Source organism: Zhihengliuella flava (assembly GCF_015751895.1).
In the GTDB taxonomy this organism is placed as follows: Bacteria; Actinomycetota; Actinomycetes; order Actinomycetales; family Micrococcaceae; genus Zhihengliuella; species Zhihengliuella flava.
The window spans coordinates 575857-601316 of the sequence record NZ_JADOTZ010000001.1 but is presented as its reverse complement, the minus strand read 5'-3'; the positions used below and the strand labels follow the sequence as shown (position 1 = coordinate 601316).

The 25460-nt window shown below is 64.7% G+C and carries 20 protein-coding genes; 16 read left to right on the top strand and 4 right to left on the bottom strand.

The genetic code is table 11. The features are described 5' to 3' along the window. The first annotated feature begins 108 nt into the window (after positions 1–108). Together IW252_RS02820 and IW252_RS02815 are read left to right on the top strand one after the other, a co-directional pair. On the top strand, positions 109–2421 hold the full coding sequence (locus tag IW252_RS02820) for a choice-of-anchor I family protein (protein WP_196835181.1): 2313 nt from the start codon (positions 109–111) through the stop codon (positions 2419–2421). A gap of 84 nt (positions 2422–2505) precedes the next feature. Continuing rightward, positions 2506–4935: an ATP-binding cassette domain-containing protein gene (locus tag IW252_RS02815; protein ID WP_196835180.1), complete on the top strand. Its 2430-nt coding sequence runs from the start codon at positions 2506–2508 to the stop codon at positions 4933–4935. A 15-nt stretch (positions 4936–4950) separates the two neighbouring features. Here IW252_RS02815 and IW252_RS02810 read toward each other — a convergent pair whose 3' ends face one another. Next, positions 4951–6126 carry a heparan-alpha-glucosaminide N-acetyltransferase domain-containing protein gene (locus tag IW252_RS02810; protein WP_196835179.1) on the bottom strand — a complete coding sequence of 392 codons (1176 nt, stop codon included), beginning with the start codon at positions 6124–6126 and terminating at the stop codon, positions 4951–4953. A 63-nt stretch (positions 6127–6189) separates the two neighbouring features. Between IW252_RS02810 and dapA the strand changes: the two genes are divergently transcribed. The 6 genes from dapA (at position 6190) to IW252_RS02780 (ending at position 13609) form a co-directional block, all read left to right on the top strand. Further along, positions 6190–7107, top strand: coding sequence for a 4-hydroxy-tetrahydrodipicolinate synthase (gene dapA / locus IW252_RS02805; RefSeq protein WP_196835178.1), 918 nt, complete (start codon positions 6190–6192; stop codon positions 7105–7107). A 9-nt stretch (positions 7108–7116) separates the two neighbouring features. Then, positions 7117–8823 (top strand): ribonuclease J, encoded by a 1707-nt coding sequence (locus tag IW252_RS02800; RefSeq protein ID WP_196835177.1) that lies wholly within the window; start codon positions 7117–7119, stop codon positions 8821–8823. A gap of 60 nt (positions 8824–8883) precedes the next feature. Then, positions 8884–11847, top strand: coding sequence for an FtsK/SpoIIIE family DNA translocase (locus IW252_RS02795; RefSeq protein WP_196835176.1), 2964 nt, complete (start codon positions 8884–8886; stop codon positions 11845–11847). Between the two features lie 9 nt (positions 11848–11856). Beyond that, positions 11857–12510, top strand: coding sequence for a CDP-diacylglycerol--glycerol-3-phosphate 3-phosphatidyltransferase (pgsA, locus tag IW252_RS02790; RefSeq protein WP_196835175.1), 654 nt, complete (start codon positions 11857–11859; stop codon positions 12508–12510). After that, positions 12507–12983, top strand: coding sequence for a CinA family protein (locus tag IW252_RS02785; RefSeq protein WP_196835174.1), 477 nt, complete (start codon positions 12507–12509; stop codon positions 12981–12983). Before pgsA ends, IW252_RS02785 begins: the two co-directional genes overlap by 4 nt. A gap of 182 nt (positions 12984–13165) precedes the next feature. Continuing rightward, the gene (locus IW252_RS02780) at positions 13166–13609 is read left to right on the top strand and encodes a helix-turn-helix domain-containing protein (RefSeq protein ID WP_196835173.1); all 444 of its coding nucleotides are present in this window, start codon (positions 13166–13168) and stop codon (positions 13607–13609) included. 77 nt (positions 13610–13686) lie between these two features. Here IW252_RS02780 and IW252_RS02775 read toward each other — a convergent pair whose 3' ends face one another. Next, positions 13687–14160, bottom strand: a complete 474-nt coding sequence (locus tag IW252_RS02775; RefSeq protein ID WP_196835172.1) for a MarR family winged helix-turn-helix transcriptional regulator — start codon at positions 14158–14160, stop codon at positions 13687–13689. A gap of 67 nt (positions 14161–14227) precedes the next feature. On the opposite strand from IW252_RS02775, the gene IW252_RS02770 reads away from it, so the two are divergent. The 6 genes from IW252_RS02770 to dapF all read left to right on the top strand — a co-directional run bounded on the left by IW252_RS02770 (position 14228) and on the right by dapF (position 20039). Next, the gene (locus IW252_RS02770; protein WP_196835171.1) at positions 14228–14449 is read left to right on the top strand and encodes a DUF3046 domain-containing protein; all 222 of its coding nucleotides are present in this window, start codon (positions 14228–14230) and stop codon (positions 14447–14449) included. 203 nt (positions 14450–14652) lie between these two features. Beyond that, entirely contained in the window at positions 14653–15708 is a 1056-nt protein-coding gene (recA, locus tag IW252_RS02765) for a recombinase RecA (RefSeq protein ID WP_196835170.1), read from the top strand. 4 nt (positions 15709–15712) lie between these two features. Further along, a complete protein-coding gene (locus IW252_RS02760) occupies positions 15713–16558 on the top strand; it encodes a regulatory protein RecX (protein WP_196835169.1) in 846 nt (281 codons plus the stop codon). A 47-nt stretch (positions 16559–16605) separates the two neighbouring features. Continuing rightward, positions 16606–18135 carry a tRNA (N6-isopentenyl adenosine(37)-C2)-methylthiotransferase MiaB gene (miaB, locus tag IW252_RS02755; RefSeq protein WP_196835168.1) on the top strand — a complete coding sequence of 510 codons (1530 nt, stop codon included), beginning with the start codon at positions 16606–16608 and terminating at the stop codon, positions 18133–18135. 12 nt (positions 18136–18147) lie between these two features. Further along, entirely contained in the window at positions 18148–19071 is a 924-nt protein-coding gene (gene miaA, locus IW252_RS02750; RefSeq protein ID WP_196835167.1) for a tRNA (adenosine(37)-N6)-dimethylallyltransferase MiaA, read from the top strand. 38 nt (positions 19072–19109) lie between these two features. Further along, positions 19110–20039: a diaminopimelate epimerase gene (gene dapF / locus IW252_RS02745; RefSeq protein WP_196835166.1), complete on the top strand. Its 930-nt coding sequence runs from the start codon at positions 19110–19112 to the stop codon at positions 20037–20039. Between the two features lie 9 nt (positions 20040–20048). On the opposite strand, the gene IW252_RS02740 is transcribed toward dapF, so the two are convergent. After that, on the bottom strand, positions 20049–20660 hold the full coding sequence (locus IW252_RS02740; RefSeq protein WP_196835165.1) for a class I SAM-dependent methyltransferase: 612 nt from the start codon (positions 20658–20660) through the stop codon (positions 20049–20051). 154 nt (positions 20661–20814) lie between these two features. Between IW252_RS02740 and hflX the strand changes: the two genes are divergently transcribed. Together hflX and IW252_RS02730 are read left to right on the top strand one after the other, a co-directional pair. Continuing rightward, a complete protein-coding gene (gene hflX / locus IW252_RS02735; RefSeq protein WP_196835164.1) occupies positions 20815–22410 on the top strand; it encodes a GTPase HflX in 1596 nt (531 codons plus the stop codon). Beyond that, on the top strand, positions 22403–24409 hold the full coding sequence (locus IW252_RS02730; protein ID WP_196835163.1) for an ATP-dependent DNA helicase: 2007 nt from the start codon (positions 22403–22405) through the stop codon (positions 24407–24409). Before hflX ends, IW252_RS02730 begins: the two co-directional genes overlap by 8 nt. A 72-nt stretch (positions 24410–24481) precedes the next feature. Here the strand turns inward: IW252_RS02730 and lexA are convergent, their stop codons facing one another. Further along, complete coding sequence (gene lexA, locus IW252_RS02725) at positions 24482–25192, bottom strand: transcriptional repressor LexA (RefSeq protein WP_196835162.1); 711 nt, start codon at positions 25190–25192, stop codon at positions 24482–24484. Positions 25193–25460: the final 268 nt, after the last annotated feature.

The following is a 25460-nucleotide window of genomic DNA, read 5'->3' as shown; positions in this document are numbered from 1 at the left end:
GGTTACTTGCTCGCCACGTTGGCTGCATACACAGGACGCGGTGGCCGGTGCAGCAACGGGCTGTACGGGCCACGTCTTGTTCATCAATCGACGACGTGGGGACTCTTCATGCCTGCATTCATCACACCGCGATCCGGGGTGCGGCTCGCCGCTGCCACGTGCACGGTGTCTCTCGCTGCTCTCGTTGTGGCACCTGCTGCTGTAGCCGCGCCGCCCGGGTTGATTGACCCCATCCGGGATGCCGCACCGAATGCGGTGGTGCAACTACAGCCCATGGGTACGTATCAAACGGGGATTTATGACCAGGGTGCCGCTGAAATCGTTCAAGCCTTTGGCGATCGTGTCTTCCAGGTTAATGCGGCTAAGGGAGCCATTGATGTGTTGGACGTGTCCAACCCGGCATCCCCGCGGTTATCGTTCACCATCGCGTCCGAAGACGGTATTGCCAATTCCGTCGCGATTCGCTCGGACGGCCTCGGGGTCGTCGCGCTCGAACCGGCTCAGGAAAAGACGCTTCCGGGACGCTTGATGTTTTTTGATGCCACGAGTCAGGGGCAGGCCATCTTGGGAGAGGTGACCGTCGGAGCCTTGCCAGACATGGTGACGTTTTCTGACGACGGTCGCTACGCCGTCGTCGCCAATGAGGGTGAGCCGAGCGAGGATTTTGCGGTGGATCCCGAAGGGTCCGTCGGGGTTGTGTCCCTGCCCCAGGAGTTGGCCGCTCCTGCACAGACCGATGTCAGCACCGCCGACTTCCATGCGTTTGAGGGGGACGAGTTGCCGGACGGCGTGCGGATCTTCGGGCCGGCACCGCACGGGGACGATCTCCCGGTGTCCCGAAATCTTGAGCCCGAGTACGTCACCACCAGCGGAACGACCGCCTACGTAGCCTTGCAGGAAAACAACACCATCGCCGTCGTCGATTTGCCCAGCGCCACGGTGACCGATCTGCTGCCGTTGGGCGCCAAGGACTGGGGTACGGTGCCACTCGATGCGTCGGATCGCGACCCCGAAGATGCCCCGAGAGTAAACCTCGAGACCTACCCTGGCTTGTTCGGACTCTTCATGCCCGACGGCCTGCACTCCTATGAGGTCGATGGCGAGACCTACCTCGTCACCGCCAATGAGGGGGACATGCGGGAGTGGGGCGATTTCGTCGGGGGAGATCGTGTGAAGAACCTCGCGGACGCAGGTCACGGTTCGGTATGCGCGTCGCTGGCCGAGTCCACCCATGATGCTCAGCTTGGCCGGCTTGAGGTCGCTCTCGACATGGGTTTCGACGCGGAGGCTGGCTGCTATCGCGAGCTCTATGCTTATGGCGCTCGCTCCTTCTCGATCTTCGATACGGCTGGCCAGTTGGTCTTCGACTCTGGCGCTGATTTCGAAAGGATCACGGCCGCGTTGAGCGAATCCACCGATCTCGTCTTCAATGCGGGGCACGACAACAATGAGGTTGAGAACCGCAGTGACGCTAAAGGCGTAGAGCCGGAGAATCTGGTCATTGGTGAACTGGAGGGCAGGACCTACGCATTTATCGGGTTTGAACGTCTCTCTGGCGTCATCATTTATGACATCACTGACCCCACTGCGCCGGTGTACGAGTCCTACCTGAACAATCGTGAATTCACGACGAACCTCGGTGACGAGTATGAGGCCCTGGAAGACGCTGGTGCCAGTGACGCAGAGCGTGCAGCGCTCGTCAACCAAGTGGGAGACCTTGGCCCGGAGGGCCTAGACTTCGTTCCGGCTGCGGCCTCGCCGAATGGTGAACCGTTGCTCGTGGTGGGCAACGAGGTCACCGGCACGACGACGATCCACACTATTTCCGTTGAGTCCGGCACCGTCGAGCCCGTCGACGTCCCGTTCACGGATGTGGAGGGGACCTCGTTTGAGGAGTCGATTCAGTGGTTGTATGGCTCGGGGGTCACGGCGGGTTATACCGATGGGACGTTCCGTCCGCAGCAGTATGTGAAGCGGTTGGAAATGGCGGGCTTCTTGTACCGGTATGCGGGTGAGGAGTTTGAGGCCGGTTCCGGGGACGTCTTTACGGATATTCCGGCCGGGCATAGCTGGGCTGAGGAAGTCGGTTGGGCCAAGGCGAACGGGATCACCTCCGGGTACACCGATGGCCGGTTCGGGTCTCAGGAGATGATTACCCGCGGCCAGATGGCGGCGTTCCTGCAGTCCTATGCACAGAACGTGTACGGGGTGGGGATGGATTTCCAAGCCCCGGCTGAGTCGCCGTTTGCGGATGTCGCTGCCGGCGGTGCGTTCTATGGGCCGATTACGTGGCTGGAGTCCACGGGCATCACCGGTGGTTTCGGTGATGAGACGTTCCGGGCCAGCAAGTCCACCACGCGTGGTGAGATGGCGGCGTTCCTGGAGCGCCTCGATGCCTACCTCGCGGAGCAGGCCAGCTAAGCGCTGAGCATCAAGTCGCCGGCGCCCCCGCACCAGCGGGCGGCGCCGGCGGTGCGCTGTGTCCCCGCTGATAGGGTCAGTCCGATGCTCAGCGAGAACTCTCACCCCGTGCCATCACCGACCGACGACGCCTGCGCCGTTAGCGACGGCATGGTCCGCGTCTACGGTGCCCGAGAGAACAACCTGCGTGATGTGGACCTCGAGGTACCGCGCGGGGCGGTCGTGGCGTTCACGGGGGTGTCGGGGTCCGGAAAATCCTCGTTGGCCTTCGGCACGCTCTACGCCGAGTCTCAGCGTCGTTTCCTCGAGTCGGTGGCCCCGTACGCGCGCCGGCTCATTCAGCAGGGGCACCACCCCCAGGTGGATCGGATTGACGGTTTGCCGCCAGCGGTCGCCCTGCAGCAGCGCCGCGGCACGGCGAGCACGCGCTCGACCGTCGGCACGGTGACCACGCTGTCCAACTCGCTGCGGATGCTCTTTTCCCGCGCCGGCACCTATCCGGAGGGAGTGGAGGTGCTGGACTCGGACGCCTTCTCGCCCAATACCCCAGCGGGCGCGTGCCCGCAGTGCCACGGGTTGGGCGAGGCCCACACCGTGGACACGGCATCGCTGGTGCCGGACCCAACACTGACCATTCGCGAGGGGGCGATCGCCGCGTGGCCGGGCGCGTGGCAGGGTAAAAGCTTGCTGGACATGCTGGTGCACCTCGGCTACAGCATCGACACCCCGTGGGAGCAACTGGACGCGACGGATCGGGACTGGATCCTGCTGACCGAGGAGCGTCCGGTGGTGGAGGTGGTGCCCTTTCGCGAGCACAACGCCCGGCCCTATAAGGGCACCTACATCAGCGCGCGCAGCCACGTGAAACACGTCGTCGCGAACTCCAAGAGCGAGTCCGCACGCCGCAAGGCCATGGACTTCATGCGCACCGAGCCCTGCCCCGCGTGTGCGGGGAGCGGGCTGCGTGCCGCGGCCCTCGACGTGCAGTTTTCCGGGCGGACGATCGCGGAGCTGTCCGCGCTGCCGCTCGAGGACCTCATCGACATCCTCCGGCCGACCGCCGGACTGGAACGTGCCGACTCCGCGACGCGACGGCACCGCACCGGCGAGCGCACCGACGTGGCGGTGCAGCTCTGCCGCGACCTGGTCGGCCGGATCGAGGTGCTGCTGCGCTTGGGGTTGGGCTACGTAGGGTTGGACCGGACGACGCCGACGCTGTCCGCCGGCGAGCTGCAGCGCCTTCGGATCGCCACGCAGCTACGGTCGGGGCTGTTCGGCGTGGTGTATGTCTTGGACGAACCGTCCGCGGGGCTTCACCCGGCGGATGCCGAGGCCCTGCTCGAGGTGTTGGACGAGCTCAAGGCTGCCGGCAACACCGTGTATGTGGTCGAACATCATCGGCAGATCATCGCGGCGGCCGACTGGATCGTCGACGTGGGGCCGGGCGCCGGTGAGCACGGCGGCCGCGTCATCTACAGCGGTCCGCCGGAAGGCCTGGTTGACGTGGCCGAGTCCGTGACCGGCCCCTACCTGGCCGGTCGGGTGGCACCCCGGTTGAGCGCCGAGCGTGAACCGACGGGATGGATCGAACTCACGGCCCTACAGCGGCACAACCTTGACGGCGTGAACGCCCGTTTCCCGCTCGGGGTGTTGACCGCGGTGACCGGCGTCTCGGGCGCCGGCAAGTCAACGCTGGTGGACGAACTCGCGGCGCGCTCCGGTATGGACCGCGTGATCACGGTGGATCAAAAGCCGATCGGCCGCACCCCGCGATCCAACGTCGCCACCTACACCGGCCTGTTCGACGCCGTGCGTCGAGCCTTTGCCGACACGGACGATGCGGCCGCGCGCGGCTTCGGCGCCGGCCGGTTCTCGTTCAACGTGGCGGGCGGCCGTTGCGAAACCTGCCAGGGCGAGGGGTTCGTCGCCGTCGAGCTGGTGTTTCTGCCCGGCAGTTATGGCCCGTGCCCGGACTGCGGAGGTTCCCGGTACGAACCAGAGACACTCGAGGTGAGGTACCGCGGCAAGACGATCGCGGAGGTCCTCGAGCTCACGGTCGATGCCGCGGCGGAATTCCTCGCCGACCTGCCCGCAGCGTCCCGCAGCTTGGAAACGCTGCGCCGGGTGGGCTTAGGCTACCTCCGGTTGGGGCAGCCGGCCACGGAGGTTTCCGGTGGCGAAGCCCAGCGCATCAAACTCGCCTCAGAGCTGCAGCGGCGGCGCCGCGGCGGGACGCTGTACTTGCTGGATGAGCCCACCACGGGACTGCATCCGGCGGATACGGACGTGTTGCTGCGGCAACTGCACGCTCTGGTCGAGGCAGGGGACACCGTGGTGGTGGTCGAACACGACATGGAGGTCGTCGCGGGCGCTGACTGGGTCATCGACCTGGGGCCAGCCGGCGGCAGCGCGGGCGGGCACATCGTTGCGGAGGGCCGGCCAGCCGAGGTGGCGCGCGCCGCCCGGGGCGCGACGGCGTCGTACTTGCGCGTCGCACTGGGGCACGAGGCGTGAACGCTTCGTCGCTGGCTACGTCGTCGGGCGCGCCACGGCGCGGATCAGCGCTTCCAGCGGTCCGCGGATCCCGCAAAACTTCACCACGATTCCGGCCAGCGCGCTGAGGGCGGCAAACCAGAGGTAGAGCTCGACCCGAGGAAGCGACGCGGTCACGCTGGCCAGCGCGTCGAGCGCGACCAAGTGAGCCACATACAGGGTCAGGGTGATGGAACCCGCGCCGGAGAGCGGCCAGAGCAACGCCTCCCCATACCGGCCGAGCAAGGCAGCGAGCCCCAACGCCAACAGCTGACAAGCACCGATAGCGGCGACGGCTGTTCCGGCCACATGGAGGACATCGAGTGGCGCTGACGTGTGGGGAGCGGACAGCGCAAACCACCAGCCGCTCTGCACGACGGGCCCGAAGTAGTACCCGGTGCTCAGCCCCAGATCGAGTTGCTCCAGCGAGATGCCCTGCGCGGCGGCCAACTCGGCGCGACCAGCGGGGGTCAACAGCGCCGCGCTGAGGGCTCGCGCGCCCGCGGAGACGACGGCGCCGCCCAGCAGCAGGGCGAGCGCCAGCGGTGGGCGTTGCACGTTGAGCCGTCCCACCCAGAGTCCCAAGAGCAGAAACCCTACCCAGACGACGACGGGGTAGTAGCCCGTGAAGAGAAGATCGGCCACGAGCGTCGCGGGCCGGGTGAGATCGGTGAACGTCGGGGAGCCGCCGACGTCGGCCGGATGCACCCACCGCGTCACCCAGGGCACGGCGACGTACAGAACGACGGGGGAGAGGCAGAGCCAGCCCACAGCCCACATCAGCAGGTGGCTGGTGCGGACCCACAAGAAGGGAATCACGGCGAGGAACAACAACCCGTAGTGCGTCAGGATCACGGCGACGTTGGTGTCCAACATGCCGCAGGCCAACCCGATCGCGGTGATCATGAGCGCGCGCAGAGCGACGGAGCGGCTGACGGCGTGTGGAGCCTTGGATCGGGCCACAAACGCAAGGCTGGCGCCGGCGAGCACTGCGAAGAGCGCCGAGGCCGTACCCGCAAAGTAGGTGGCCGCCCACGTGGGTTCGTCATCGCCAGTAGCATTCACGGCGGCCAGCGGCACAATGTGGGTTGCCATCATCCCCAGCAGAGCCAGCCCACGAGCCGCGTCCACGCCCGCAATACGGGGCTGACCAGTCCGGCTCAATGCGCTCATGCGCACCAGCCTACGGTGTGCCGAGGGCGACGCCAGTTGAGTCCGGGCGGTAACGTAGGTGTCATGTCTGAAACCGTCGCGAACACGCCCTCGTACGACTACCCCTTCGGGACGCTGTCCACCGCCATGGTGACCCCGATGACCGACGCCGGAGAGGTCGACTACGATCAGGCGGCCCAACTCGCCATCAAGCTGGTCGACGATGGCTGCGACTCCCTAGTGGTGACAGGCACCACGGGTGAGACGTCGACCCTGACCGATGAGGAGAACATCGGCATGTTCCGGGCCGTCGTCGAGGCCGTCGGTGGCCGAGCGAAGGTCATCGCAGGTTCCACGACGAACGACACCCGCCACTCGCTGCACCTCACGTCGGAGGCCGTCAAGGCCGGTGTGGACGGGATTCTGGCCACGGCACCGTACTACAACAAGCCCAGCCAGGCGGGCGTCCAAGCGCACTTGGAAACCATCGCCAACTCGGTCGAGTTGCCCGTCATGGTCTACGACATTCCGGGCCGGGCTGGCATCGCGATCGCCACTGAAACGCTGATTCGCCTCGCGGATCACCCCAATATTGTGGCGCTGAAGGACGCGAAGGCGGACTATCAGGAGACGACCCGGGTGTTGGCGAACACGGATTTGCACGTGTACTCGGGCGACGACGGCCTCACCATGCCGCTCATGGCCGCTGGCGCCATCGGCGTCGTCTCGGTAACCGCGCATATCGCCGCCCCGCTCTTCCGCGAGCTGGTCGATGCCGTTCACGCTGGCGACTTGGCCACCGCCCGCGCTAAGCACTTTGAGATCGATCCGCTGCAGCGTGCCGTGATGACGCACGCCCAGGGGGCCGTGGCCGCCAAGACGATCCTCAATCGCGAGGGCGTGCTCGCCAGCCCGGCCGTGCGCCTGCCGTTGGTGACCCCGAGCGAGGCCGAAATGGCCGCCATTGAAGCGGACCTCGCGGAGGCCGGGCGAACCCTGTAGGAGGGCAGCATGAGCGAAACCACGGTGGCCCTCGCGGACGCGGCGCGCAGCACTGACCCGCCTGCGCTCGAGGCCGGGACCCTCCGGGTGATCCCGCTCGGCGGGATCGGCGAAGTGGGGCGGAACATGACCGTCTTTGAAATCGACGGCAAGCTTCTCATCGTGGATTGCGGCGTCCTCTTTCCTGAAGAGACGCAGCCCGGCGTGGACGTGATTCTGCCGGACTTCGCCCCCATCAAGGACCGGCTCGACGACGTCGTGGGGCTGGTGCTCACGCACGGCCACGAGGACCACATTGGGGCCGTGCCCTACCTGCTGCGGCTGAAGGAGGACATTCCCCTCATCGGCTCACGGTTCACGCTCGCCCTGGTGGAGGCCAAGCTCGCGGAGCATCGTATCAGCCCCGTGACGCTGACGGTCTCCGAGGGGCAGACGGAGACGTTCGGCCCCTTTGAGGCCGAGTTTGTGGCCGTCAATCACTCGATTCCGGACGCGCTGGCGGTCTTCCTGCGCACGAGCGCGGGCACGGTACTGCATACCGGCGATTTCAAGATGGATCAGTTGCCTCTCGATGGCCGGATCACTGACTTGCGTGCCTTCGCTCGGCTGGGTGAGGAAGGGGTGGATCTCTTCCTCCCGGACTCAACCAACGCTGACGTCCCGGGCTTCACGACCGCGGAGCGGGACATCGGCCCCGTATTGAGCCGCTATTTTGCCAGCGCAGACCAGCGCATCATCGTCGCCTCCTTCTCCTCCCACGTACACCGGGTGCAGCAAGTCCTCGACGCCGCCGCCGAACACGGGCGCAGGGTCGCGCTCGTAGGTCGCTCGATGGTGCGCAACATGGCCATCGCGGCAGAATTGGGGTACCTCAGGGTGCCCGAGGGCATCTTGGTGGATCTGAAGAAGATCCACGAGGTGCCGCAGGAGAAGCAGGTTCTGATGTCGACGGGTTCGCAAGGCGAACCGATGGCTGCGCTGTCACGGATGGCGACGGGAGATCACCCTGTTCAGGTCGGCCCGGGCGATCTGGTGATCTTGGCGTCGTCGTTGATCCCCGGCAACGAGAATGCCGTCTTCCGGGTGATCAATGCGCTGATGCGCCTCGGCGCCGAGGTCGTACACAAGGGGAATGCGCGCGTACACGTCTCCGGGCACGCCTCGGCCGGTGAATTGCTGTATTGCTACAACATCATTCGACCAGCACATGTGATGCCGGTGCATGGGGAGACACGACACCTCATCGCCAATGGCCGGTTGGCCGAATCCACGGGCGTTCCGACCGAGCGCGTGTTGCTCACAGAGGACGGGTCTGTCGTTGACTTGCGCGACGGAATCGCGCAGCAGGTGGGCCACGTCGACTGCGGTTACGTTTATGTGGACGGGTCCAAGGTGGGCGCCGTGACGGATGATGACCTGAAGGACCGCCGGATTTTGGGTGAAGAGGGTTTCATTTCCGTCATTTCGGTCGTCAATCGGCAGGATGGAACCATCGTCTCCGGTCCTGACATTCACGTGCGTGGGGTGGCCGAGGATGATGCCGTCTTCGACGGAATTCGGCCCAAGATTGCGGCCGCGCTGCAGGAGGCGGTCCGCGATCATCCAGAGCATACGACCCACCAACTGCAGCAGGTGGTGCGCCGCACCATCGGCGCGTGGGTTGGGCGAAAGCTGCGTCGCCGCCCCATGATCGTGCCGGTCGTCCTCGAGGTCTAGGACCCCGCAGGAGCGTGTAAATTCGGGGCGCGAGGGACCGGTGGCGGTACGGTGGAGAGTATGGCGACCCGTACAACCTCCAGCCGGTCCGGATCGTCGACGAAGCGCTCGACGGCCAGCAGTGGCTCTAGTTCGCGTAAAAAGTCGGCGAAGCCGTCCGCAGCCGCGCCCGAGCATCAGCTCGCGTGGCCGCTGCGCGCCATCCGCGGGGCGTGGATGGGGATCGGCCGCGTCGTCGGCGGAGCCTTTCGGCAGATCGGGAGCAAAGTCCAGCCTGACTACGCAGTCCGCCGCGACGGCACGGGGCTCTTCCTCGTCGTCGTGGCACTGATCGTTGCCTCGGTTGAATGGTGGGGGCTGCGCGACGTTGGGGCCTACGGCACGTGGGTGCACAACATTGTGGCGGGGTCCATCGGTTACATGGGCGTGCTCTTGCCACTCGTCCTTCTCCTGGGAGCCATCCGCCTCTTCCGGCATCCGGAGCAGGACGCCGTCAACAATCGCGTAGGGATCGGTTTGACGGTCGGCATCGCTGGCGGCGCTGGCATGGCCCACGCGGTGGCCGGAATTCCCACGGTGAACGACGCCGTCGAGCACCTGTGGGCCGGCGGCGGCATCCTCGGCTTCCTCCTCACCTCGCCGTTGGCGGGTCTGATCTCCCGGTGGGGCGCGCTCGTCGTCATGGCCATGTTGGTCTTCCTCTCCCTCATGATCACCACGGCCACGCCGCTGAAACGCATTCCCGAGCGCGTCCGGACGGGCTACCGCTGGCTGCTGGGCCAGGACACGGCCGCGAATGAGAGCGCCTCGTCGCCCGCGGACGGCGAACATGACCAGTCCTACTTGTATGACAGTGAGGGCCGGAAGAAAAAGCGCGGCTCGAAGCCGGCCAAGGCGCGCACCTCGTTCTTCGGACGGAAGGGTCAGGCGGAGCCCCCGGTGTACGACGTCGAGGACGCCGGAGATGGCGCGTACGACACCGCCGTGATTTCAGAGGGCGACCGGGCGCGCCGTTTGGACCCGACCCAGCCGATCGATCCGGCGCGAGATTCGTTCCGTGGCACTGCGGACGAGCCGAGCGAGCCCGCGGTCCCGCCGGGCGTTAAGCGTCCCACAGCGGCCGAGAAGGCCATGGCCCGGGTGAAGGAAAACGTGGGTCTGGGTTCCAGCTCCTCGGCCGCGTCCGCTTCCACAGCAGCAGAGCCTGATACGGAGGCGTTGGACGCGACGGCCGTGAATCGCGCTCTCGCCGAGCACGGCCCGAACGAAACTCAAGTGCTCCCCAAGGCTGGCGCCCCGCTACCGCCGATTCCGCAGCGGACGGAACAACTAGAGCTGGCGGGCGACGTCGCCTACACCCTGCCGCAGTCCGACTTCCTGCCCGCGGGCCCCCCGGCGAAGGAACGCTCCGAGGCGAACGACGCGGTGGTTGCCGCACTGACCTCCACGATGCAGCAATTCAAGGTCGACGCCGAGGTGACGGGCTTCAGCCGCGGCCCCACCGTGACCCGGTACGAAATCGAGCTGGCCCCGGGCACCAAGGTGGAGAAGGTCACCGCGCTATCGAAGAACATTTCCTACGCCGTGGCGTCGTCCGACGTGCGCATCCTCTCGCCGATCCCCGGGAAGAGCGCCATCGGCATTGAGATCCCGAATGCGGACAAGGAGGTCGTCGCGCTCGGCGACGTCCTGCGCTCCAACGCGGCCCGCAAGACGGACCATCCGATGGTCATGGGCGTGGGCAAGGATGTTGAAGGCGGTTTCGTCGTCGCCAACCTCGCCAAAATGCCCCACATGCTGGTCGCCGGTGCCACCGGTGCCGGTAAGTCTTCGTTCGTGAACTCGATGATCACCTCGATCCTCATGCGGGCCACCCCGGATGAAGTGCGCATGGTCATGGTGGACCCGAAGCGCGTGGAGCTGACGGCTTACGAGGGCGTGCCGCACCTGATCACCCCGATCATCACCAACCCGAAGAAGGCCGCCGAGGCGCTGCAGTGGGTCGTCAAGGAAATGGACACCCGATACGACGACTTGGCGAACTTCGGGTTCAAGCACATTGACGACTTCAACAAGGCCGTGCGCGCCGGCAAAGTGACTCCGCCCGCCGGAAGCCAACGGGTGCTTAAGGCCTACCCGTATTTGCTGGTGATCGTCGACGAGCTCGCTGACCTGATGATGGTCGCCCCGCGCGACGTCGAGGATTCGATCGTGCGCATCACCCAGCTCGCCCGCGCGGCGGGTATTCACCTCGTGCTGGCCACGCAACGGCCCTCGGTCGACGTCGTCACCGGCTTGATCAAGGCCAACGTCCCCTCCCGCATGGCCTTCGCGACCAGCTCGGTGACGGACTCGCGCGTGGTGTTGGACCAGCCGGGTGCGGAAAAGCTCCTGGGACAAGGCGATGCTTTGTTCCTGCCCATGGGCGCCTCCAAGCCGATGCGCGTCCAAGGCGCCTGGGTGACCGAATCCGAGATTCACCAGGTCGTGGAACACGTCAAGGGGCAGCTCCAGGCCGTGTACCGGGAGGACGTGACCGTCGAGGCGCCGAAGAAGCAGATCGACGAGGACATCGGCGACGACCTCGAGGTGTTGCTGCAGGCCACCGAGCTGGTCGTGACGACTCAGTTTGGCTCCACCTCCATGCTGCAGCGCAAACTGCGCGTTGGCTTCGCCAAGGCAGGGCGCCTCATGGACCTGCTCGAGTCGCGTGGCGTCGTCGGCCCGTCGGAAGGGTCCAAGGCGCGTGATGTCCTGGTTAAGCCGGATGATCTCCCCGGAGTGTTGGCTGCCATGAAGGGCGAAACCCCGCCGGCCAACGAGGGGGAGGTGTCCGCGCAGGAGTCGGCGTTGGTGGAGAACGCCAACGCCAATCACTCTGGCGAGGGGCAAGAGTACGCGAGCGCTCAGGAGTATTCCCATGACGTCCTGGCGGATGAGGAAAACGCCCGCCCGGAAGCGGTGGATTACTACGACGGCGAGGACTCGGGTTCAGAAGACGCGTGGAATCTCACCGGCAGGTAGCCTTGAACCGTGACTAGCGAACAAGGTGAATCTCACGCAGCCGGCGGTAGTGCCAGCGAGCGGGCTCCACAGGATGCGGTGCCCACGCTGAACATTGCCAACGTCCTCACCACGGCGCGGATCGTCATGGTCCCCGTGTTCGTCTGGTTCTATGTTCTTGATACCTCTTCCGGTGACCCGCAGTACGGGCCGTGGCGCTGGGCCGCCCTCGCCCTGTTTGCACTGGCGATGTACACGGACAAGCTCGACGGCGACCTCGCGCGTAGCCGCGGATTGATCACCAACTTTGGCAAGATCGCTGACCCGATTGCGGACAAGCTCCTCACCGGCTCAGCCTTGGTGCTGTTCTCGATCTACGGCGAGCTGTCGTGGTGGGCCACCGGGCTGATTCTGGTGCGTGAGTGGGGCATTACCGCCATGCGGTTCGTAGTCATTCGATACAGCGTGATGCCGGCCTCCCGCGGTGGCAAGCTCAAGACCGTCACCCAGGCTGTGGCCATTGTGCTCTTCTTGATTCCGCTGACATGGACCATTGGATGGCTCTGGGTGGTCGCCATGGTCGTCATGGTGGCGGCCATCGTCCTCACGGTCGTGACCGGCGTCGACTACGTCGTGCAAGCCGTGCGCTTGCGGCACACGGCGCGGCAACAGAAGGATTCATGACCGAGGCCTCGGTTTCGGCCCGCATCGTCGCCGAGGCGGTCGCGCGTGGCTTGACCGTGGCGACGGCCGAGTCGCTCACTGCGGGCCGAGTCGCCGCAGCGATCGCTGATACTCCGGGTGCCTCGGCGGTACTGCGCGGCGGAGTGGTCTCCTATGCGAGTGAAGTTAAAGCCTCCCTCCTGGGGGTGTCGACGAGCCTCCTAGCCCGGGTCGGCAGTGTGCATCCAGACGTTGCGGAACGCATGGCGGTGGGGGCGCGGACGGCGTGTGGCGCCGACGTCGCCGTGTCGACGACGGGGGTGGCCGGTCCGGAGGCCCATGATGGTCAATCGGTCGGAACCGTTTACATCGGGTGGTCGACGTCGCGTGGCACCGGACAGCAGAGGCTTTCACTCGCGGGCGATCGGGAGAGCATCCGCGCACAGGCCACGGACGCGGCCCTGCAGGCACTTTTGCGGCATCTTGTTTCCTAGAATTTCCACAACTTCGGGGAATGAGGTGGTGACATGCGCCTCACTCTGGATAGGGTGAGAATCAACCGGGAACAAAAGCACCCGCTCCTCCGTTGGAAGTGCATGAGGGCCAACGGAAAGTGAAGGCCCGGTGTCGCCGCTACTCCCGGTGGCGACTAGGACTAAGGAGAATGGCTATACCAATGGTCAAGCAACCCGTCACCATCAACGGCGTGGTCCGTTGGCGGGACGTGGGCACGGCAGAAGACGAACGTCGAGACCAGAAGGAGCGCACCATGGTTGTCCTACGCCACGAGATCGGCGAAGTCCTCCGTGACGTTCGCCAGCGCCAGGGCCGGACCCTGCGCGAGGTGTCGCACAGCGCTCGTGTGTCCCTTGGATACCTGTCCGAGGTCGAGCGCGGACAAAAGGAAGCCTCATCAGAGCTCCTCTCCTCGATTTGTACCGCTTTGGACGTCCCCCTGTCCCTCATGTTGCGTGAAGTCAGCGATCGCGTGGCGCTGGCGGAGGGTGTCGGCGTCCCCGATACCGTCCCGAGCGAGCTGACTCACGAATACGGTCAAGAACTGACGGATTGGCCGACGACGCCGGGAGATCTTCCGCAACCAGCGGTCTCCCAGCCCTAACGGCCCAGTAGCGCCATCCGTCAACGCCCCGGCACGCAGTCTTCATCGCGTGTCGGGGCGTACTGCGTTCCGAGCGCTTAGAAGGCGTCGTCGCGCTGGTAGGCCTCGTTGAGCCGTTCCAAGAGCCCCGAGAGCTGCGTCAGGTCTGCGTCGTCCCAATCCTCGAGCAGCCCGTGGAAGACGGTGCGTCGGGCGGATTGGGCGGCTGCCAATTGGGCGGAACCGTCGCCCGTCAGCGAGATCGCTTGCGCGCGCCCGTCGCGGGGGTCGGACTTCTTTTCCACGACGCCGAGGCTCTCCAGCATGGCCACCTGCCGGCTCACCGTCGGTTTGCCTACGCCGATTTCCGCGGCGAGGTCTGTCAAGCGCAGAGAGCCGTGGCGCTGCAGTGCGCGCAATAAACCGTAGGCGCCGGGTTCCATATCGGGATGGACGCGGCGCGCGACTCGGTTGCCGATGGCTCGCGAGCGGCGAAAAAGCAGGCTGAGCTGTTCCTCCATACTGCTGATCGCGTCCTCGCGCACGCGCTCGGTGCTTTCCTCGGAAGTCATGCAGACCATCCTAGGGCGGCTAGGGCTAGGCCCAGATTCCGGGCCGACTGCATGACAGAATGTGCAGGTGCGACGCAGTGAATTCTGGAGACTGATGGAAGACGAGTTTGGTACCGGGTATGCCCACGTGGTGGCAGATGACTTGGTTCTCAATGGGATGGGGGACCGCACGGGCAGCCAAGCCTTGGCGGATGGTGAGGATCCGCGAGCGGTGTGGCTCGCGGTGTGTGACACCCAGTCCATTCCTGAGGGGCGGCGGTTGGGGCGCGACCTTCCTCCCAAGGGGTAACCGTTCGAATCCCGATCGAACACGCCGGCCCGACATTCGAAGATTTCTTCGGTTGGCGGTACAGTTGAACCCGAACTACTTCCCATCCACAGTCTGGATCTTGTCCACACGTCGTGCCGTTCAACCCAATGTGTGTGTACGAATCGCTAGCGTAGGACTCGAATCGGAATACGGGCCTTGGGCCCAAGAACTTGAGGTGAACAATGGCTGCAGCAATGGACCGTGAGAAGTCCCTAGAGACCGCACTCGCGCAGATCGATAAGCAGTATGGCAAGGGGTCGGTGATGCGCCTCGGCGACGAGACGCGGGCCCCCATCGAGACGATCTCCACGAGCTCGATCGCCTTGGACATCGCACTCGGTATTGGCGGGTTGCCACGCGGGCGCGTGGTGGAGGTCTATGGCCCGGAGTCGTCGGGTAAAACCACTGTTGCCCTCCACGCTGTCGCTAATGCTCAGAAGAACGGTGGCATCGCTGCGTTTATTGACGCCGAGCACGCCCTGGATCCGGAGTATGCGAAGAACCTCGGCGTCGACACCGACGCCTTGCTCGTTTCACAGCCTGACACCGGCGAGCAGGCCTTGGAAATTATGGACATGCTGGTGAGCTCGGGCGCGCTGGACATCATCGTGATCGATTCGGTTGCTGCCCTTGTGCCGCGCGCCGAAATCGAGGGCGAGATGGGGGACAGCCACGTCGGCCTGCAGGCACGCCTGATGAGCCAGGCCCTGCGCAAGATCACTGGTCGCCTGGCGCAGTCCAAGACCACCGCGATCTTCATTAACCAGCTGCGAGAGAAGATTGGCGTCTTCTTTGGCAGCCCAGAAACCACCACTGGTGGTAAGGCGCTGAAGTTCTATGCCTCCGTGCGAATCGATATCCGCCGCATCGATACGCTGAAGGAGGGCACCAACCCGGTCGGCAGCCGCACCAAGGTCAAGGTCGTCAAGAACAAGATGGCCCCGCCCTTCAAGGTGGTTGAGATGGACATTCTGTACGGTCAAGGCATCTCTCGTGAAGGTGGCCTCATCGATATGGGTGTGGAGCATGGCCTCGTGAAGAAGTCCGGGGCATGGTTCACCTATGACGGCGATCAGCTGGGCCAGGGTAAGGAAAAGGCCCGTCAGTTCCTGAAAGATAATCCGGATCTCGCCGCGGAAATTGAGCGCCGAATCCGCGAAAAGCTGGGCGTGGACAAGCCGATCGAGTCTGAGGTCGAGGCCGAGGCACCATTGAAGGCCGTCGACGGCAAGAAGTAGCTCGATGGCCCGCAGGGACCAACGAACCGTCACCGGAGTGTCGCCGGACGCGGAAGAGTGGCTCTCTTCCGCTGGGCCGCCGCCCGATTGGGCCGTGCATCCCGACGACGATCCCGTGGTGGCCGCTCCCGATCAGGTTCCGGCGGCCGCGACGCAGGCCGATGCTGGCCACGCGCCGGTCGAGACGTCGAACCCTGACGACGTGCGGCATCTGCTGGCGGAGAAGATCTCACAGATCGAGCAAAGTCCTCCGCCACGCTCCGACGCACCGCGGCGCCGATCGGAGCGTCGGGGCGCCGGACGGCGTGGCGCAGTCACGGCCTCGTCTGCGTCCGCGGAGCCCACAGACGCGGAGCTGACGGAACAAGCCCGTGCCATCGTGTTGCGCCAGCTGACGGGCGCGGCTAAATCGCGCCACCAGTTGACCGTTAAGCTCCGTGAGCGTGACATTCCGGCTCACGTGGCGAGCAGCCTCTTGGATCGGTTTGAAGAACTGGGCCTGGTTGATGACCGCGATTTCGCCACCCAGTGGGTGCGGAGCAGGGCGGCCACCAAGCGGCTCTCGGCGAGCGCTCTCAAGCGGGAACTGATAACCAAAGGGATTGACCCCGACTTTATCGAGGAAGCTCTCGAACAGGTCAGCGAGGATGACGAGCGAGCCGCGGCGCGGGAACTGATTGACAAGAAACTACGCACCCAGCACGGTATTGACTGGACGGACCGCGGGCAGCGGGACAAGGTCACGCGCCGCCTCGTGTCACTGCTGGCGCGCCGCGGGTATGGCGGAGGGCTGGCGTTCTCCCTGGTCGCCGAGGCCATTGACGAGGCTCGTGCTGCCCCGCAGGACTAACGCTGCGCGACGGCGGGCGATTTGCCCGGATTCGGTAATCTTTAAGGGTGAGTGTGACAACCGACGCCAGTGAGACCCAAGCCCCTGCAGCCGCCCGCACCTACGAGGTGCGCACTTTCGGCTGCCAGATGAACGTGCATGATTCCGAGCGACTTGCCGGCCTCCTCGAGGACGCCGGACTCAGTCAGGCCTCGCAGCACGATGAGGCTCCGGCAGACGTTGTTGTCTTTAACACGTGCGCAGTTCGGGAAAACGCAGACAACAAGCTCTACGGAAACCTCGGACAGCTAGCGCGTGTCAAGGAAGAACGTCCGGGGATGCAGATCGCTGTCGGTGGCTGCTTGGCCCAGAAGGATCGGGACACCATCCTTCAGCGGGCGCCGTGGGTAGACGTTGTCTTCGGTACTCACAATGTCGGGTCGCTACCCACCTTGTTAGAACGCGCACGCCACAACGATGAAGCGCAGCTGGAGATCCTCGAATCCCTCGACGTCTTTCCCTCCACGCTCCCGACGAAGCGGGACAACGCCTATGCGGGCTGGGTCTCGATTTCCGTCGGGTGTAATAACACGTGCACCTTCTGCATCGTCCCGTCGCTGCGCGGTAAGGAGCGGGATCGGCGTCCAGGTGACATCCTCGCGGAGGTGCAAGCGCTCGTCGACGACGGGGCGATTGAAGTCACGCTCTTGGGGCAGAACGTCAACTCGTACGGTGTGGAGTTCGGTGACCGTTTGGCGTTCGGTAAACTCCTGCGCGCCTGCGGAGAGATCGAAGGCCTCGAGCGAGTGCGCTTTACCAGCCCCCACCCGGCGGCCTTCACGGATGATGTTATTGACGCGATGGCGGAAACGCCCAACGTCATGCCGCAACTGCACATGCCACTGCAATCCGGCTCGGACAAGGTGCTCAAGGAGATGCGCCGGTCCTATCGCTCCAAGAAGTTCCTCGGCATTCTCGACAAGGTGCGCCAGCGTATCCCGCACGCCGCGATCACGACGGACATCATCGTCGGTTTCCCCGGCGAAACCGAGGAGGACTTTCAGGCCACGCTCGACGTCGTCGAGGCCTCTCGCTTCTCCAGCGCCTTCACGTTCCAATACTCCAAGCGTCCCGGAACTCCCGCCGCTGAACTGGACGGGCAGCTGCCCAAGCACATCGTTCAAGAGCGTTACGAGCGGCTCGTCGCGCTGCAAGATCGGATCAGCGCCGAAGAGAACGCGAAGGTCGTCGGGACTCAGGTGGAGGTCATGGTCACGGCCCAATCGGGGCGCAAAGCCAGCGAGACCGGCCGGTTGTCTGGCCGAGCTAAGGACCAACGTTTGGTCCACTTCTCGGTTCCCGACGGAGCGGAGCAGCCACGTCCAGGAGACGTGGTCACGGTGACCGTGACGGGCGCCGCCGCCTTCCACGTGGTGGCTGACCCGGAAGGGATGGGCGACTACGTGCTGCGCCGGACGCGAGCCGGTGACGCGTGGGATCGCGCTCAGGCCGAGAGTTGTGGCGTGCCGGCCCAGCCGTCAGCCAGTAACGGTCGGGGCGTCAGCCTGGGTATGCCGACCATCGGCATCCGGTCCTAAGGGGCGCTGCTCGTGGGCGACAGTCACCCGCCCCTCATCGCCGTCGTCGGCCCTACCGGTACCGGCAAATCGGATCTGGCGCTGCGGATCGCCGAGCAGTTCGATGGCGAGGCGATCAATGCGGACGCACTCCAGTTTTACCGCGGCATGGATATCGGCACCGCCAAGCTTTTGCCCCATCAGCGCCGAGGGGTCCGGCATCACCTCCTGGACATTATGGACGTCACCGAGGAGGCCTCCGTGGCCCGCTTCCAGCGGGACGCGCGGAAAGTCATCGCCGAGGTGCGCGGACGGGGCAAACTGCCCATCCTCGTCGGCGGCTCCGGCCTCTATGTGCGTGCCGCGGTTGATGCCATTGAATTTCCGCCGACGGACGCCACCGTGCGGGAGACCCTCGAGAGGGAACACGCGGCCGTGGGATCAGCGAAACTCCGCGACCGCCTGCGGGCGATCGACCCGGAATCTGCCGAGCGCGTGAGTGATGCACGCCGGGTGATTCGCGCGCTCGAGGTCTTCGAACTGACCGGACGGACATTCACCTCCTTCATGCCGCGACGCGAATACGTGCAACCCACGTTGCAGCTGGGGCTCAATCTGGAACGCACGAGCTTGCACGAGCGGCTGCGCCGACGCGTGGACGGCATGATGGAGGCAGGCCTCCTGGAGGAAGTGGAAACACTGGCCGGTGTGGGGCTCCGAAACTCCAAAACTGCGTCACGGGCGATCGGATACCGCGAGGCGCTCGAGGTGATTGACGGGGATCTGACGCTCGCCGAAGCAACCGAGCGCACGGTCATTGCCACGCGCAAGTTCGCTCGCCGTCAAATCACCTGGTTCGGAGCGGACCCGCGCGTTGATTGGCTCGATGTTCTTGCCCCGGACGCGGCCGAGGCCGCATGCTCCGCCGTCGAACGTTTTGTAGCATCCAGCGACTGAGCGAAACACTGTACTCCCTCCACAGATAGGCTGGTTCCATGCCACACCTTGAAGAGACCCTCGCCCGCTTGGCTCCTCTCGCGTTTGCGAAAGGCCACGGGACCGGCAATGACTTCGTGCTCATTGCCGATCCGGAAGCCCAGCAGGATCTTTCGGCGGACGAGGTGTCCGCGCTCTGCGATCGTCATCGAGGCATCGGTGGCGATGGTCTGATCCGGGCTGTGCCAACTCGGCACGTACAGGACGCCCAAGCTCTGCATGCTGAGCACCCAGAGGCCGAATGGTTCATGGACTACCGCAATGCCGATGGGTCGATCGCGGAAATGTGCGGAAATGGGGTGCGCGCGTTTGTGCACTTCCTGCTAGATCAGGGACTCGTCGAGCTAGCCCCCGGAGAGTCACTGCCGATCGGCACGCGGGCAGGGGTAAAGCACGTTGCGGTTTCAGCCAACGGCTATGCCGTGGATCTTGGACCGTGGCGCTTCACGTTTCCGGTCTCCGCGGAGGAGAAAGCCCTCGATTCGCTCGTAGAAACGCCGGGCATCGATGCGGCCCGTCCGGCGTTGAGCGTGGATCTGGGTAACCCCCACACGGTGGTGGCGCTCCAGCAGCTCGCCGAATTGTCCGCAGCTCAGCTCACGACGATTCCCCGCGTCGACCCGGCGCCGCCGCATGGCACCAACGTGGAGTTCGTGGTGCCCGCCGAGCCGCTGGTCAGCGATGGCATCGGGCACATCACCATGCGGGTGCACGAGCGCGGGGTGGGGGAGACCCAGTCGTGCGGAACGGGGGCGTGTGCCGCTGTCATCGCCACGCGGCACTGGGCTGGCTATCCCGAGGCAGAGGCCTGGGATGTCCGCGTACCAGGGGGCGTGGTGCGCGTGAAATTCGTCCCTGGTGCTGACGGGGCGGAACACGTCGAACTGTCCGGACCCGCAACGATCGTGGCGCGCGGTACCGTGGGCTGACTCTCAGGTCTAGGCCTCGCGCACGATCCGCAACACGCGAAATCCCTTCGCCGACGAGTCTCGGGTGCAGGAATAGCCTGCGCCGAGTTCCCGAGCAAGCCACGGGAGCAATGAGTCTGCGCCGAGGTTCTTTTGGACCACGAGCCACGCTTCGCCGCCGACCGTGAGCCTCGGCAGCCAGGTGAGGAGCAGGGCGTGCAGGGCGTCTTTGCCGATGCGGATCGGCGGGTTGGACCAGATGGTGTCAAAGGTGAGCGTTGGATCGATCGACTCGGGCTGACCCGCATGGACATTCGTGAGTCCATGGCGTTCGGCGTTGTCCCGCGTGAGCTGAAGGGAACGTTCATTGACGTCGACCCCGTAAACCATCGCATCCGGTGAGGCCCAGGCGAGCGACAAGGTCAGCGGGCCCCAGCCGCACCCCACATCCAACAGGCGGCCGACCTGTGAGGGCTCGGGCACGGCATCCAGCAGGACGGCCGTTCCTTTGTCGAGCCCACCCGGGCTGAAAATGCCGTTTGCCGTCTCCACGCGGCGGTCTTGGCCGCGCAGCGTCACGGTCAGGGTCCGACGCTGCTGATCCGTGGCCGGTTGGGCGCTGAAATAGTGCTCCGAGCTCATGCGTTGAACCTTAATAGTCCGTGTGGCCGCGCGCGAATCAGCGAACTGATAGACTTTTCCCAATCACTGAATTGTCCGGCACATCCTCTTCCACGGGATCTACTTTGTGGGCCCGGGCGACTATCCTTAAAGGACCAATGACTGCAAAGGAAATATGACCCAGAAGCACAACACTCCAGCTGCCGATGAGCCGCGTGGCAACGACTCGACGCCCTCGGCCGCCGATGCCGAAATCCAGTCCGTCATCGATCGCATCCTCGCAACGGAAGGCGGCGCCGCGCCTGCGCGCGCATCCACCGCGGGGTTGAGTGGGACAGCTCGCGAGCTATCAGATCTGCGCGAGGAGCACGGTCACTACGACGGCGAGCAACAGGACCTGGCTGATCGCCGTGCACTGCGTCGCGTCAGCGGATTGTCGACCGAGCTGGAAGACGTCACCGAGGTCGAGTACCGCCAGCTGCGCCTGGAACGAGTGGTCTTGGCTGGAGTGTGGGGCGAGAACACGGCTCAAGACGCCGAGAATTCTTTGCGAGAGCTCGCGGCCTTGGCGGAAACAGCCGGTTCCGAGGTGCTCGATGGTGTCCTCCAGCGGCGCATGAAGCCGGACCCCGGCACGTTCCTCGGCTCGGGCAAGGCCGAGGAACTGCGAGACATTGTTCAGGAGACGGGCGCGGACACGGTCATTGTCGATTCCGAATTGGCTCCGTCACAACGGCGCGCGCTGGAAGACATCGTCAAAGTCAAGGTCATCGACCGCACCGCGTTGATCCTCGATATTTTTGCTCAGCACGCCAAGAGTCGCGAAGGCAAGGCGCAGGTGGAGCTGGCTCAGCTCGAATACATGATGCCGCGCCTGCGTGGTTGGGGTGAATCGCTGTCCCGGCAGGCTGGTGGTCGCGTCGGAGCGGCAGGCGGCGGGATTGGGTCGCGTGGTCCTGGTGAGACGAAAATCGAACTGGATCGCCGCCGCATCCGCAACCGCATGGCAAAACTACGTCGCGAAATCGCCGCCATGAAGCCGGCCCGAGAAGCCAAGCGCGCCAATCGACAGCGCCATTCCGTCCCCTCGGTGGCGATTGCTGGCTACACCAACGCGGGAAAGTCCTCGCTCTTGAATCGCCTGACTCAAGCCGGAGTCCTCGTGGAGAACGCGCTGTTCGCCACGCTTGACCCCACAGTCCGTAAGGCAGAAACGCCGGACGGGGTGGGCTTCACGATCGCCGACACCGTGGGGTTCGTCCGTTCACTGCCGACACAGCTCGTCGAGGCCTTCCGCTCAACGCTGGAGGAAGTCGCTGACTCCGACCTCATCTTGCACGTGGTTGACGTCTCCCATCCGGATCCTGAAGGCCAGATTCGCGCGGTGCGTGAGGTTCTGAGGGAGGTCGATGCGCACCTCGTTCCGGAGATCGTCGTGCTCAATAAGGCGGATGCGGCAGATCCGTTTGTCATCGAACGCCTGCGGCAGCACGAGTCGCGCACCGCCGTCGTTTCCGCGCGCACGGGTGCTGGTATCCAGGAGCTCATGGAGCTCGTGTCGGAAGCAATTCCGCGTCCTAACGTGCTCATGGAACTGCTCGTTCCCTATCAGCGTGGCGATGTGGTCAGTCGGCTCCACGCAGATGACGCCGAGATCCTTTCCACTGAACACCTTGCCGAGGGGACCAAGCTGCTGGTCAAAGTGCGCGAATCCTTGAGCGCCGAGCTGCAGGAATTCCGACTCGACGCGCGGAACGAACCGGATGCCTAGTACGAGCGAGGTGCTTGACCTACTCGGTACCGCAGTGGCTCGCATGGGAGGCACAAGCCGCACGGGCCAGCAGGAAATGGCCAAGCACGTCACGGACGCCTTCGACACGGGACGCCACCTCCTCGTGCAAGCCGGGACTGGAACCGGAAAGTCTCTGGCGTATCTGGTTCCAGCGCTCGCCCACGCGGTGAATGCGGACAAGCCGGTCATCGTCTCCACGGCGACTCTCGCGCTGCAGTCGCAGATCGTCAATCGGGATGTGCCGCGACTTCTCGAGCACCTCGAAGATCAATTACCGCGGCCTATGGACGTGGCCATTGCCAAGGGCCGTGGAAATTACGTCTGCAAGTACAAGCTGGGTGGTGGGTACCCGGACGAGGACGAGGGGGCGCTCTTTGCGCTGACCGAGGATGGGGCCTCGCGCCAGGCGGCGTCAGGACCGACGTCGTCCCTCGGGCGGCAGGTCGTTCGCCTGCGCGAGTGGGCGGAAGAGACGGAGTCCGGGGACCGTGACGATCTGCGCCCCGGCGTCAGCGATCTGGCCTGGCGCCAAGTCTCGGTGAGCGCCCGCGATTGCCTCGGTGCGCAGAAGTGTCCCATGGCAGAGGAATGCTTCAGTGAGATGGCTCGCGCGCGAGCAGCGGAGTCCGACGTCGTCATCACCAACCACGCCATGCTGGCTGTCTCAGCCTTTGAGGGCCTCGCCGTGCTGCCAGAGTTCGACACGGTGATCATCGACGAAGCCCACGAACTCCAAGACCGGGTCACGGGTTCGGTGACCCGCGACCTGTCCGGCGGCATGGTGCTCAGCGCTGCCAACGCGGCACGGAAGCACTGCAAGGTCAACGTCGAGAAGTTGACTCAAGCGGGCAAGTCATTGGACAAGTCATTGACGGGTGTTGCTGCTGGCCTCATGCCGAAGGGCCTCAATGACGTGCAGTCCGCCGCAGTCCAGGAAGTCTATGACGCGGCTCGCGTGGCGATGGCCGATTCCAAGCCGGAAGGGAACGAGCCGGTCGATGGTGCCCGGCAGATGGCACGTTCTCAACTGGTCTATCTCGTGGAGCAGTCGGGGCGTCTCTTGGAGGCGGCTGAGGAGCGGGAGGTCGTGTGGGCCTCGCGCCCTGGGAGCTTCGTGCCCGGCCAGGGATACGTGCAGCCCGACGATTCGACCCCGGCCACGCTCTACATCGCTCCGTTGTCGGTTGCTGGCAAGTTGCGTGAAGGGTTGTTTGACGGCCGCACCGTTGTGTTGACCTCGGCCACGCTGGCCATTGGGGCCGCCTTCGAACACGTGGCAGGGGATCTGGGGCTCTTAGGCGACGGGGCGCCGTCGTGGGAAGGGATCGATGTCGGCAGCCCCTTCGACTATCCCAAACAGGGCATGCTGTACGTCGCCAAGCACCTGCCGAAGCCGGGGCGCCAGGTCTCAGCCGAGGCGTTGGACGAAATCGCCGATCTCATCGAGGCCTCAGACGGCGGTGCGCTGGTGCTGTTTTCGTCGAAACGCGCAGCGGAGGACGCCGCCGAAGCCTTGCGGCCCCGGCTGAAACCCACCATTTTGTGCCAAGGCGAGTCGGGCATGACCGCGCTCGTGGAGCAATTCGGGGCCGAGAAGGATTCCTGCCTCTTCGGCACGATGACGCTCTGGCAGGGCGTCGACGTTCCTGGGCCCTCGTGCCGGTTGGTCATCATTGACCGCATCCCCTTCCCGCGGCCAGATGACCCCCTCTCGACGGCGCGGAGCAGGGATATCGCCCAACGCGGGGGCAACGGGTTCATGGCGGTCTCGGCCAGCCACGCCGCCGTGCGGCTGGCCCAAGGCGCGGGCCGGCTCGTCCGTTCGACCGATGACCGTGGCGTGGTCGCCGTGCTGGACTCGCGCCTCGCAACGGAGCGCTACGGCGGGTTCCTGCGCTCATCACTACCGCCAATGTGGCCAACGGTCGATAAGAAGATTGTGACCGGCGCGCTCAAACGGCTGGGCGAGACGGCCTAGATTCAACGACGGGCCGGTGTCGACCTGCACTGGTGGGTCGACACCGGCCCGTCTGGCCGTTGGAGAAGGCTGCTAGATGGCGCGCATCACGGAAACGACTTTGCCCATGATGGACGCGTGGTCGCCCAAGATGGGCTCGTACTGGCGATTCTGGGGCAACAACCAGGTGTGACCGTCACGTTGCCGGAACGTTTTGACGGTGGCTTCGTCGTCCAGGAGCGCCGCAACGATGTCGCCGTTCTCTGCTGTGTTCTGTTGCCGAACCACAACCCAATCGCCGTCACAAATCGCCGCCTCCACCATGGAGTCACCGCTGACCTTGAGCATGAACAGCTCACCTTGTCCCACCAACTGACGGGGAAGGGGCATCACATCTTCGACAGTTTGGTCAGCCAAAATGGGCCCACCAGCCGCGATGCGTCCGACCAGCGGGACCATGGCCGTGTCGACCGCACTCGTGAGCTCCGCTACCGGTGTGCCGTTGATCGATGTGTAGCTGGGCTGCTCGTCCTCGGTGGTGTCCGCATTGAGTGTCAACGGCTTGAGGATTTCCATGGCTCGTGGGCGCCGAGGATCCCGGCGAATATAGCCAAGCCGCTCTAATTGGGAGAGCTGGTGGGTCACGCTGGAGAGGCTGGCCAAGCCGACGGTATCGCCAATCTCCCGCATGGAGGGCGGGTACCCATGTGCGGCAATGGACCGTTGGATCGTCTCCAAGATCTTGCGCTGGCGAACGGTGAGGCTCTTTTGCTGCCGTCGCTTGGGAATCTCGCTCGAAGCCATGGACCATCTTCCTCGCTACCCGGTGGGCACCTGCTCCAGGCACATCCCAAATTGTGGGGGCCGGGTGGTGCAGTAGTTCCTGTGACCTACCGGGATTAACCCTAGTCCAGCCGACTAGGGGTTTCAAAGATTTGTTCGAACGTGTCTCGACAATCTTCGGTCAAGAGTGCTAAACATGAGGTAGGTCGTTCGAAACTTCGTTCTACAGAAATGTTCGAACGCCGGCCCACTTCGAAACTCACGGTTTCGGCTGGGCTTGATGACTCGA